Here is a 12,519-nt window from a genome sequence, read left to right on the forward strand (position 1 = left end):
CTGTTTTCTAGATCTTTTTATTCAATTTACTTTTCACCATAAATCTATTTTCATCAATTAAAATAAAAATATATTCTTGTGCTTCTTTAGGAACATTGAATGTATAATCTAATCCATTTGAAGTAGTAACTACAGGTACTTTTATATAGGTAGTAGCCAATTTTCCTCTAATTTTATTTCCATTCTTATCCACTGCTGGATCACCTATTTTTATAAGTGCATAGCTTTCAATCACTTTAGATTTTCCTTTTTCTAATTGAATAGAAGCCTTTCGAGAATTAGCATCAAAAGAATCGGTTACAATCTTTGGAACAGCTGTTATATTTACTTTTTCTGAAGCATCTTTAGTGTCCGCTATACTTTTATAAGGAAGCTTAGCATCATAATCTTTTAAATATTTTTCTAATCTGGCAGATAAATCTTTAACAATTTTAGGTTCTTGTTGCGCTATATCATGTTTTTCTTCTATATCAAATCGTTTCCCATCTTTATACAAACGATGCAACACATACGTTCCGTTAAGAAGGTTTTTATACAATTTATAGTCTCCTGCTCTTATTGCTGACTGATTTTCAGAATCATTATCATAAGGGTAATGCCACCATAAATCTTCTCTTGGTGCTCCATTCGCTTTTTTAACAACAGTTTCATTATTTAACAAAACACCCGAAATATCTAAACCATCCAAATCAGCACTATAATTAGCTGGGATTTTACTATTGGTAAGATTTAAAATAGTTGGAAAATAATCTAACTGATTGATCAAAACATCCTGTGTTTTTTCTTTTGGAATGTTTGGTCCCGAAACAAGCATTGGGACTCTAATACCACCTTCTTCGGTATACTTTTTACCTTTATCTAAAGGTGCATTATCGGACATTATTTCTGTACCTCGGCTTTCTGCTCCACCATTATCCGATGAGAAAAAGATATACGTAGTTTCATATAGTTTTTTACCTGGATTTCTAGGATCGTCAGTTTTCTTTAACAAATCAATTACTCGTCCTAAACTCCAATCTAAGGTGGTCACCATAGCTCCGAAATAAGGATTATTTTGTCCACCTGTAGTGATTGGAATATCTTCTTTAGGAAAATCCACTCCTAATTTATCGCAATAATATTGTAATAATTCTTTGTTTTTAGTATGAATTGGGTAATGCACCATCCAATGCGCTAAGTACAAAAAGAAAGGTTCCTTTTTATTATCATTAATAAATTTAAGTGCATTTTCTGTAACCTCATCCTTTGGATATGAAATCCCATTTGGAGATTCTTTTGTGAACGGATAGTATTTCTCGTCACTTAAACGGTACTTATCCCCTTTATCATGCGTTGCAAATGAATTCACTCGATTATCAGGTGCTTTAGGTCCTATGTGCGCTCCTCTTGATTCATGTACAAAATCAAAACCTTGATTCTTTGAACTCTGAATCTCTAGTCCCCCAGCATGCCATTTCCCTACATGTCCCGTTTTATATCCGTTCATTTTTAAAGCTTCTGCAATGGTAAAATGCTCAGGAGTTAATCCTTCTGGGAAAAATGGACTAATATTTCCTGATCTTTTATTAGGCTTCGGAATGGTTCCTCCAGCAACATTTGTCACCCCAGTTTTAGCAGGATGTAAACCTGTTAAAATAGAACATCTTGAGGGAGCACAAGTAGGTGCCGCAGAATATGCATTTGTAAAATTTATAGATTCTTTTGCCAATTTTGCAATATTAGGCGTTTCCCAAGCACATGGCTCGTCTAAATCATTTAATTGTACGTCTTGCCACCCTAAATCATCCGCATAAAAAATGATGATATTGGGTTGGATCAAATTATCTTTCTTTTGACTATTTATATAGTTTGAAGAAAATAAGGTAACTAAGACAAATGCTACTAAAATATTATTGTTTTTCATTATCTATATTATTTAACTTTTTTTATACTTCTTTTTAAATCTTTTTAGTCTCCTTGCTTTTTACCAAAAATCGATTCTCATCTACTAGCATAAAAAGAAATTCTTTTGCTCTTTCAGGAACATTTAAAGTAAAAGTTAATCCATCAGCGCTTGCTTGAACTGGAACTTTTAAATAGGTTGTTGCATGTTTTCCTCTCTTATTTCCATCTGCTATTTGGATCAATGCGTATCCTTCAATTACTTTAGATTTTCCTTTCTCTAACGTAACAACTGCTTTTTGAGTTTTAGCATCATAAACATCACTTATAATTTTAGGTACGTCAACTGCTTTTTCCTTTCCTTTATAATCCACCTTTTTTTCAGCTGGATTTAGATAAGGATATTGTGCATTGTTGTCTTTTAGGTATTTTTCTAATTTTGTTGCTAACGCTTCCGTTACTGCCACTTCTTGTTTCGCAATATCATGCATTTCTTCTAAATCAGCTCTTTTACCATCTTTATACAAACGGTACAATTCATACGTTCCTTTAGTAAGGTTTTTGTACAATTTGTAATCGCCACTTCTAATAGCAGATTGCATTTGTTTATCTGTATTATTAGGGAAATGCCACCACAAATCTTCTCTAGGTTTCCCTGATTTATCTATGATGTTTTTTTCATTATTTAATAAAACTCCTGTAATATCTAAACCATCCAGATTCGAACTATACTTTGCATCAATTTTAGTTTGTGTTAATCCTAAAAAAGTAGGAAACAAATCCAATTGATTGAATAAACCATCGAAGTTGGAACCTTTTGGAACACCAGGTCCAGTAATAACTGCTGGAACTCTAATACCACCTTCTTGTGCATACTTTTTACCTTCATCTAAAGGAAAGTTGTCAGTTATAATTTCCTGTCCTGTTTTCTCACAGCCTCCGTTATCCGAAGAAAAGATGATATAAGTTGTTTCAAATAATTTTTTCCCTGGATTTCTAGGATCGTCTGTTTTTTTCAAATAATCTACGATTCGCCCTAAACTCCAGTCTAAGGTAGTCACCATAGAACCATAATAAGGATTGGTTTGCCCTGGAGTAGATACAGGAATATCTGATGTCGGGAAAGGAACGCCTAATTTATCGCTATAATATTGTAACAATTCTTTGTTTTTAGTATGAATAGGTGCATGAACCAACCAATGTGCCAAATACAAGAAGAATGGTTCTTTTTTGTTTTTATCTAAAAACTCTAATGCTTTCTCCGTTACTGAATCGTACGGATATGAAATTCCTTTTGGTGACGATTTAGTAAAAGGCGCATATTTTTCAGTACTTAAATGATACGGATCTTTTGGGTCATTAGTCGCAAAACTATTCACACGATCTTCTTTTCCTTTTGGTCCTTGGTGCGCACCTCTTGATTCAAAAGCAAAATCAAATCCTTGATGTTTTGAATCGACTTCTTCAAAATCTCCCATGTGCCATTTCCCTACATGTCCCGTTTTATACCCATTGGTTTTTAAAGCTTCGGCCATTGTAAAATGTTCAGGAGTCAATCCGTTTGGGTAAAATGGAGCCATATATGCAGAACCACGTTCTGAACTTGGCAAAGCACCACCACTAACATGTGTAACCCCTGTTTTTGTAGGATGCAGTCCTGTAAGCATGGCACATCTAGATGGCGCACAAGTAGGTGCCGGAGAATATGCATTGGTAAAGTTCATGCCTTCCTGTGCTAACTTTGTAATGTTTGGTGTTTCCCAAGGCGATGGAGTATCCAAATTATTAAGTTGGGTATCTTGCCACCCTAAATCATCAGCATAAAAAATAATGATATTAGGTTTAATACCTGCCTTGGCTTGTTGTGCCGTTACAATAAAAGAGCACAGAAATACGCTGGTTATAACAGCTATTTTATTGAATAAAAGTGTTTTATTTTTCATTATAATATTTATTACTTAATTTATTTCCAATCTAATTTTGCTGTTTTATTTTCAATATCTAAAGTGACGTCTATGTGTTCAAAAGATCTTTTATAAGTATATCCTGTTTTAACTGCAGGACCTTTTGGCGCTCCTAATTTGTTTTCATACTGAGTAAAAGACTTTAACCATACTGCCGAAGTTTTACTATTATAACCATCGTGAGGATACACATAACTGTATTTCTCAGCACAAACCAAAAAGATAGCCAACACGTAATCCAAACGTTCTTTAATGTTGTCATTTAAATTTACAGACTGTCTAATATCATCCATCCCTTTTACGGCACCTTCAAGGCCTTCTCCAAGACCTATAGACATTGCAATGACATTACCTTCTTGTGCCGATTTCTGAAAAGCTTCAATCCCTTTAGAAAGGTACTCTGCATAAGTCATACCAAAACTTTCATGATCAAATCCTTCAAGATAAGAACCATCAAAATATTTTAAATAGTCTCTTCCCACATCGTTAAATTCGGGACGAACACGAATAATATTCGCGATAAGCAAATTATCTTTACCAACACCTGCTTTTAAATCCGTCATCATTTTAAAGTAACCAGAAACAATGTCTTTTTGTTTATCTAATCCTACTCTACTGTCAAAAAAACCAGGAACCAACACTTTGATATTGGCATCTAAAAACACACCGTCAATATAAGGGCTGTCCGTTTCATTTTTAACATGGTTCAACCAATAAGCACGTACTTTTTCCTTTGAAAGATCATAAAACCCAGTAGAACCATTGGGCATAAAAACTTTTTGCCCTTTATCATTTACAAGTATTGCATCTGGATTTTTTTTAATAAAAGCTTCATCTTCCTCATAAGTTCCCCAATTAATTACGACATTTTTGTAATATAAAATTTTAGCTTTAGGGTTCACTTTTTTCACTTCCTTTGCAGCTTCAATAGTCCCTTTTTCGGTTGAACCAAATGTGGAGCTTCCAGTCGTTTTTTCGAAAGTGATTAATGGGAATTTTGACAAGTATGTAATCTCCTCCTTTGTGAAAGCATCGTTTTTACGCACATGCATATACAAAGGCATGGTATCCCAAGAAAATTCTGGAAATTTTTTAGTATCCTGAACTTGAGCAACACTGCAGCCCACAGTTAATATGGTGAGTACTACTAAATAAACATTTTTAAAATTCATTTTTAGTTATCGTTCTTTTAAATATTAGAGTTCTATTTTAAGATTATAAAATTAACTTGTAACCAAATTATATGCTTTCTCAAATTAATCAAAAACATGCTCTAAATGACCATTCTTATAAATGATAAATTTGAGAAAGCATGAATTGAACAACTATCACCTTTGAATACTATGCTACATTTAGCATACCTATTATACCTATACACTTAACCTTTCAAAGAACACAAAAAACTAACTAATAATTCGGTTACTAATCATTACAATGAAGAAAATGAGCAAACAATTGGTTAAATAAAGAAAGCCTGTGTTTCAAACAAGCTATATATTCGCATTAACTAATTAAACTATTACATATGAAAAAAATTCTAAGTATTTTTCTTATTATGCTAACCATGCAAGTATTTTCGCAAGAAAAAAGTATTTCAGGTAGTGTAAAAGATGAAACAGGACAACCCTTAATAGGTGTTACTATATTAATTAAAGGAGTTGCAAAAGGTACCATAACAGATTTTGATGGCAATTACACCATAAATGCTTTACCTAATAATGTTTTAGTATTTTCATATTTAGGTACAGAGACCAAAGAAGTAACCGTAGGTAACCAAAGAACTATTAATGTAACACTAACTAATTCAGACATGGCGCTTGATGAAGTTGTTGTAATAGGTTACGGTACTGCAAAGAAAAGTGATTTATCAGGAGCTGTTTCTTCGGTAAAAGCAGAAGATATTTCTAAAATAGGAGCCATAGGAATAGAGCAAGCCTTATCTGGTATGGCTTCTGGCGTTGTTGTAAGTCAGGCATCAGGGGCACCTGGGTCTTCGGCATCCATAGTTATTAGAGGACTTAGTTCTTTAAGCAGTAGTGAACCCTTATATGTTATTGACGGCGTACCAATGGATAACACTGCAAGTCCTGGTTTAGGAGATGGAGATTTAGAAAGTTCTACCATTAGCCCTTTATCGCTTATCAATCCCGAAGACATTGAATCTATAGAAATTCTTAAAGATGCATCTTCAACCGCTATTTATGGGTCAAGAGGAGCAAATGGTGTTGTATTAATTACAACAAAAACAGGAAAGACAGGAAAGGGAATTATAAGTATCGACCATGATTACTCTGTTGTGGAAGTTCCTAATTTTATTGAGTTATTAGACGCCAATGAATATACCATTCTAAATAACGAGTCTAAAGTAAATGTAGGAGTTGCTGAAAGCACTTCACAACGATTAGACTCTGCTCGTGCAGGATTATTACAATCAACAAATTGGCAAAAAACAATCATGTCGCTTGGAAAATCTGCTAACACAAACATTAATTTTAGTGGAGGTAACCAAGACCTTAACTATTTAATATCAACAAACATCTTAAGTGCCGAAGGCGTTGTAGTAGGTACAGATCTTGATAGAATAACCACTAGAGTAAATTTAAGAGCCTCTGTTTCAGATAAACTTAAAGTAGGCACCTCTATTAACTATGCACACGTAACATCTAATCAAAGATCAATTAACACCGGAACGAGTACTGACGGAAATACTAGTGCTATAAATAGAGCTTTTAGTGCTAGACCCTATTTAAATTATGAAGATGAAGTAGACGATCCAGATGATGCGGAAACACTTGATGGTTTCTCTCCTTTAACCTCATTAGAAGCAAACCAGTATACTAACTTGTTGACTCAGATAGTAGGTAGCTTAGATTTGGAATATGAATTCAATAAAAATTTTACGTTAAAAACGGCATTAACTCATCAAAATAGGAATACAGCGCAACGTTATTATCAATTTGATTTATTAGGTCGGTTTTCAGAAGGTGGTAGAGCTAAAACTTCAGATACAAGAAACACGAGTTCTACAATAACAAATACACTAGACTATAACACAAGTATTGGGAAGCATAAAATAACAGTTTTATTAGGACAATCATTAGAATCTGCTGAATTAGAATCTATTCGAGTTTCAAATTTTGGGTTTCCAAATGACTTACTAACGTACTACGCTCCTGAAACCGCAACTTTTAATGATCCAGATTATGTAGGATATTCTAAAACGAATTTATCATCTTGGTTTGGTAGAATCGGTTATAACTACAAAAGCAAATTTATTGCAACATTAACAGGAAGGTATGAAGGATCTTCTAAGTTTTCCGCAAATAACCAATGGGCATTTTTCCCTGCGGCAGCGGTTGCTTACAATGTGTCTAAAGAAAAATTTATGAAAAAAATAGATTTCATAAATCAATTAAAGCTTCGTGCCAGTTACGGGTTTTCTGGAAATCAAGCCATTCAACCTTATCAATCTTTAAATCAATACGCTGCAGGTATAACAGGATTTAACGAAACACTAACTACATTCTACAGTCCAAACCAAATACCAAACGATAACCTAACTTGGGAAACAACAAGCCAGTTAAACTTTGCTATTGATTATGGTTTATTAAAAAACAAAATATCTGGTAGCTTTGAGTATTACTTAAAAGAAACCAATGATATCTTATTTGCAGACAATGCAGCCGCCATTCAATCTGGGTTCGCCACCTACACAGAAAATTTTGGTCAACTACAAACCGAAGGGTTTGAAATGGACATTACAGCTCGTATTATTAATAAAGAGAAATTTTCTTGGACTCTAAAAGGTAATTTAGGTACTGGAAAAACTATTATTACTGATATGGCTTCAGATTATATTCAGAGTGGATGGGATCCTGGATATATTCCTGGTGGAACACAACGTTTAATTATTGGAGAAGAAGTAGGTGCTTTTTATGGATACAAAACTACTGCAATAGCTCAATTTGACGATTTTGTTGAATTTCAAGGCTTATCAAATCAAGAACAAATAAATAAATATAATGCTGATCCTTTTAAAGGTGATTATACCTATGTAGCAGGTTTTGATAAAGGCGTTCCATTTACAAATATTCAAAACAGGCCAGGAGAACAACTATATGAAGATTTAGATGGTAGTGGTGATTTTAATGAAGCAGATAGACAAGTAATAGGTCGTGCGCAACCAGATATTACATTTGGTGTTAACAATACCTTCGAGATTGGGAATGTCGATTTTTCATTCTTCTTTGATTCTCAAATAGGCAAAGAAATTGCAGCTATTCAAAATATGAGATTATTAGAATTTGCTGATAGACAAGCGCTAGCAATCGCCACTCAAAGGTGGACACCAGAAAACCCCAGCACTGTTTACCCAAGAGTTAGTATGGAAAACAGAGAAACTATATTTAGCTCTAGATATATAGAAGATGGTTCATTTGTTCGTTTACAAAACATAACTATTGGATATACATTCCCTAAAGATGTCATAGAAAAATTAAAACTATCGTCTTTAAGAATTTTTGCATCTGGTTCTAATTTATACACTTGGACAAACTATACTGGATATTCACCAGATGTTTCCATTAGAGGGTCGGCTACAAAAGCAATAGGACACGATAAAGGAGGATATCCTTTAGCAAGAACAATAAGGATGGGTATAAAATTAAAATTTTAGAAACAATTTATAATATATAAATTATGAAAAATAAAATAAAAAACACAGTAATTATTCTATTAATCTCACTTGGATATGTTTCATGTAGCGATTTTTTAGTTGAAGAACCACCAACATTTATTGCCGCTGAAAATTTTTATAAAACAGAAGAAGATGCAAGGAATGCTGTAGATGGCGTTTATGAGAGAATGGCTAATGTATTTGGCAGACGATGGATGTCTATAGACTTGTACACAGATGATATTGTTAGTAAAAGAGGTAATACTTGGACAACGCCTATGGCAAACCACACGGTAACACCTTCTTTTGAGTTATTTGATGATAACCATGACATTTATTTTGATTGGTGGATAGGCATTGGTAGAGCTAACGATGTTATAAAAAATGCCTCTGCAATGGATTTGAATCAAGATTTTGTTAACTTAATTATAGGAGAAGCAAGAGCACTTAGAGGGTTTTATTATTACAACCTAGTAAGAGCTTTTGGAGACATGCCTTTAATTATAGAAGGGTCTGATTGGGAAGTAGCAAGAACAGACGTGGATGATATTTACAATCAAATTATTATTCCAGATTTACTTTTTGCAGCAGAACACTGTTCAATTGGTTTGCATGATGGACATATTACCAAATGGACAGCAAAAGTTATTTTAGCAGAAGTATATTTAACCAGAGCTGGAAAAAGACGTACCTCTCAAGGTGTTTTTGTACAAGGAGATGCTAGTAACTATGCATTAGCCAGAGATATGGCAAAAGACGTTATAGATAACTCACCACATTCATTAAACCTCGTGGCATCACAAACAGCACCTGCTTATGGAGTGGCCTGGGATTCTAATAATACTTTTTCAAAGGAGTCTATGTTAGAAATTTCCTATCTTCCAATTGACGGTATTGGAAACTGGATGACTCGAGAAGGAAGAGGAGCTAACAATGGTGTAAACTACTGGGGAAGAGCAAACGACGTACCCGAATTATTTGATAAAAATGGTAATGATATTGGAAACACTGCTACAGTAGATGAATTGAGTTTTCCTCGTACTAATAACGCAGGTATTTACTTACCAACCCCACATTTATATGATGCCTTTGAAGATGGTGACGAAAGACGCGATTTCAATATCATGACAAGATATGATGTTCCTAATGGACCAACATACCTGACGCAACCCATGTTTAGAAAATTTGTGGATACCGATGTATTAACATTAGTTGAAGGATCAGATTTTAGATACGCCGATAACAACACCATATTATTTAGATTTGCAGATGCTTTATTAATTTATGCTGAAGCTCAAAATGAAGCGGATGGTGCACCAAATAACGATGCTTATAAAGCTGTTAACGACATTAGAAATAGAGCTGGCTTAGATGATTTAACACCAAATTTATCTCAAAGCGATTTTAGAACAGCTATTTGGAAAGAAAGAAGGCTTGAATTTGCAGGAGAATACAAACGTAAATTCGATTTAATCCGTACAGATAGACTTACTAACTGCACATTTCCTATAAACATAATTTGGGAAGCAGAACAAGGTTCAGTTAGATCATTAAATGCTGTATCGGCTGATTTTTCAGGCAATATACAATGGCCCGATAATGAATGGTTGTGGCCAATACCTCAAGCCCAATTAGAAATAAACCTTAAATATGGTTGGATACAGAATAAAGGCTATGAATAGCTAAAAGAAAATTAATTTAAAAAGCCCTGATTTCACGAAAGTAAAGACAGGGCTTTTTCAATTACTATAAAAAAGCACAACAAGCGTGAATTTAGTTTAACAAAACACTATTTGAGCAATAGAATGAAAGAACAGAGAAAGCGTTTACTGTAATCTACAGCTATTTTTGTAGTGTATTCAATTTTAAATAAAAGAAAATACATGTTCTACGATTAAAAAAAATAAAAAAATGAAGAGGATGATTTTAAAAAACAAAAACAAATACGTACTGTTATTTTTAACCATACTATGTATTTCAAACCTAGGCTTTTCTCAAGACAAAAAAGAGAAAGGCATGGAAGAAATGTGGGGAGAAAACAGCGTTTCCATGGATGCTTTAAAAAGCGGCAAAGCAAAGTTTTTTGATGAAAGTAATTTTGGAATGTTTATCCACTGGGGGTTATTTTCTGAATTAGCAGGTGTTTGGAAAAACAAAACCTATTACGGCATTGGAGAGTGGATTATGAACCCAAGAATGGCAGGTATCCCTGTTGAAGACTACAAGCAAATTGCTAAAAATTTTAATCCCACTGGATTTGACGCTAAAAAAATAGCACAGTTAGCCAAAGATGCTGGAATGAAATACATTGTTATTACCAGTAAGCATCACGAAGGTTTTGCTATGTTCGATTCTAAAGTGAGTGATTTTGATATTGTTGATGCAACCCCTTTTGGAAGAGACCCCATGCATGAGTTGGCAGACGCATGTCATGATATAGGTTTAGGCTTCGGGTTCTATTATTCACACAACCAAGATTGGACAACACCTGGTGGCGGTAGAGGTCCTGAAACTGATAATACTGGAAAAAAAGTAGACTTTAAAGATTACTTTTACAACAAGTGCAAGCCACAAGTTAAAGAAATTTGCACCAATTATGGCGACATCGATTTTGTATGGTTCGATACGCCCGGTGATATGCCAGAGGTATATGTTAAAGAACTTGCTGCTATGGTTAGAAAGTTACAACCCAAAGCCATGATGTGTAGTCGCGTTGGCTATGGTTTGGGCGATTATGCCAGTGTAGGCGACATGGAAGTACCAACAAAACGCATAAAAGGTTTATGGGAAACATGTGATACTAATAATGATTCATGGTCTTATGCTTGGTACGACAATAACTTTAAAAGCCCGAAAGTCATTTTAGGCCGATTGGTGGAAACCGTAGCTCGAGGAGGTTCTTATTTATTCAATGTAGGTCCAAATCAATTAGGAATCGTTCCAGAAATTGGCGCTGAGTTTTTAAGAGAAACGGGGAAATGGTTGAAAAAATATCCTCAAGTGGTTTATGCCGCTGACGCTTCGCCATGGGATTACAAATTACCTTGGGGCGATGTTACAACTAAGGGTAGCAATATGTATTTGGCTGTTTCAGAATGGCCTACGGATGGTAAATTGTATTTACCTGGTTTAAAAACCAAAATTAAATCGGCTAAAATTCTAAATCCTGAAGGCGAAAATCAAAACATTGAATTCAGTCAAGGAAAAGACCATTGGGTTACTTTTGATGTCCCATATAAAGCACCAGATCAATTAATTTCTGTTATTGAAGTTGAAGTAGATATCCAAAATGAAGCCGAAATAGTTGCGGAAGACACTGCATTAGGAGTGTATCCAAATATTGAAACTGAGCTAATCACCGAGTTTGGAACCGTTAGTAATGCCATCCAAGAGAACAAACGTTGGATGGAGAAGTTTGGAGAATGGAAACATGCCAATCAAGTTGGTGAATGGGAAGAAAATGGGCAAGTAACTTGGAAAATCAATGTAAAAGAAGCTGGGTATTATTACATAGATTTAGCCTATAAAGGTGAAGACCGTTTGGTTTGGAAAACCATTACAGACGAAGGTGTTATGGTGCAAAACCAACAAGCAGCTACCGAAAAATATGTTTTTTATAACATGGGGATTTTAGAATTTAAAACTCCCGGAATACACACCATAACAACTACTCTAGTAGAAGGAGACAGAAAAACAGCTAGTTTAAAATCAATAGCTTTGAGACCTATAAATGATTAAATAAATAATTTTTTGAAACCAACTATCCTCGAGGCAGAGCCATAGAGGTATTTCGCTGGTTTCATTTTGACCAGAAAAGGTCAAAAACCAAAATTATGTATTTAGATTCCCGTTTTATTCATTGGTTTATATTTTAAATTATTGAAATCATGAATCTACGATTTCATGGGAATGACAATTTCAACGGAAACCTCGAGGCAGAGCCTCGAGGAATTCTTTTCGATTAAGCTTCTCTCCTAGCGCTTGTTTCTATTGAAGAAA

Annotated in this window: 6 protein-coding genes; 3 read left to right on the top strand and 3 right to left on the bottom strand. The window is 34.3% G+C overall.

Features of this window, described 5'->3' with window-relative positions; all coding sequences use genetic code 11:
* Positions 1–7: 7 nt before the first annotated feature.
* From EV196_RS03680 to EV196_RS03690, 3 genes are read right to left on the bottom strand one after another with little or no spacing between them, the layout of a single operon-like run.
* Positions 8–1,903 (bottom strand): sulfatase, encoded by a 1,896-nt coding sequence (locus tag EV196_RS03680; protein WP_132215047.1) that lies wholly within the window; start codon positions 1,901–1,903, stop codon positions 8–10.
* Between the two features lie 34 nt (positions 1,904–1,937).
* On the bottom strand, positions 1,938–3,824 hold the full coding sequence (locus tag EV196_RS03685; protein ID WP_132215049.1) for a sulfatase: 1,887 nt from the start codon (positions 3,822–3,824) through the stop codon (positions 1,938–1,940).
* Positions 3,825–3,844: 20 nt separating this feature from the next.
* The gene (locus EV196_RS03690; protein ID WP_132215051.1) at positions 3,845–5,017 is read right to left on the bottom strand and encodes a putative glycoside hydrolase; all 1,173 of its coding nucleotides are present in this window, start codon (positions 5,015–5,017) and stop codon (positions 3,845–3,847) included.
* Between the two features lie 353 nt (positions 5,018–5,370).
* Between EV196_RS03690 and EV196_RS03695 the strand changes: the two genes are divergently transcribed.
* The 3 genes from EV196_RS03695 (at position 5,371) to EV196_RS03705 (ending at position 12,258) form a co-directional block, all read left to right on the top strand.
* Positions 5,371–8,520, top strand: a complete 3,150-nt coding sequence (locus EV196_RS03695) for a SusC/RagA family TonB-linked outer membrane protein (protein WP_132215053.1) — start codon at positions 5,371–5,373, stop codon at positions 8,518–8,520.
* A gap of 23 nt (positions 8,521–8,543) precedes the next feature.
* Positions 8,544–10,202: a RagB/SusD family nutrient uptake outer membrane protein gene (locus EV196_RS03700; RefSeq protein WP_132215055.1), complete on the top strand. Its 1,659-nt coding sequence runs from the start codon at positions 8,544–8,546 to the stop codon at positions 10,200–10,202.
* Positions 10,203–10,431: 229 nt separating this feature from the next.
* On the top strand, positions 10,432–12,258 hold the full coding sequence (locus tag EV196_RS03705) for an alpha-L-fucosidase (protein WP_207902809.1): 1,827 nt from the start codon (positions 10,432–10,434) through the stop codon (positions 12,256–12,258).
* Positions 12,259–12,519 lie beyond the last annotated feature (261 nt).

It is taken from the genome of Mariniflexile fucanivorans (assembly GCF_004341235.1).
GTDB lineage: Bacteria > Bacteroidota > Bacteroidia > Flavobacteriales > Flavobacteriaceae > Mariniflexile > Mariniflexile fucanivorans.

What these genes read in the sequence shown, in the direction of transcription:
- EV196_RS03680 (WP_132215047.1), bottom strand. Translation starts at nt 1,903, where the DNA reads ATGAAAAACAATAATATTTTAGTAGCATTTGTCTTAGTTACCTTATTT.
- EV196_RS03685 (WP_132215049.1), bottom strand. Translation starts at nt 3,824, where the DNA reads ATGAAAAATAAAACACTTTTATTCAATAAAATAGCTGTTATAACCAGC.
- EV196_RS03690 (WP_132215051.1), bottom strand. Translation starts at nt 5,017, where the DNA reads ATGAATTTTAAAAATGTTTATTTAGTAGTACTCACCATATTAACTGTG.
- EV196_RS03695 (WP_132215053.1), top strand. Translation starts at nt 5,371, where the DNA reads ATGAAAAAAATTCTAAGTATTTTTCTTATTATGCTAACCATGCAAGTA.
- EV196_RS03700 (WP_132215055.1), top strand. Translation starts at nt 8,544, where the DNA reads ATGAAAAATAAAATAAAAAACACAGTAATTATTCTATTAATCTCACTT.
- EV196_RS03705 (WP_207902809.1), top strand. Translation starts at nt 10,432, where the DNA reads ATGAAGAGGATGATTTTAAAAAACAAAAACAAATACGTACTGTTATTT.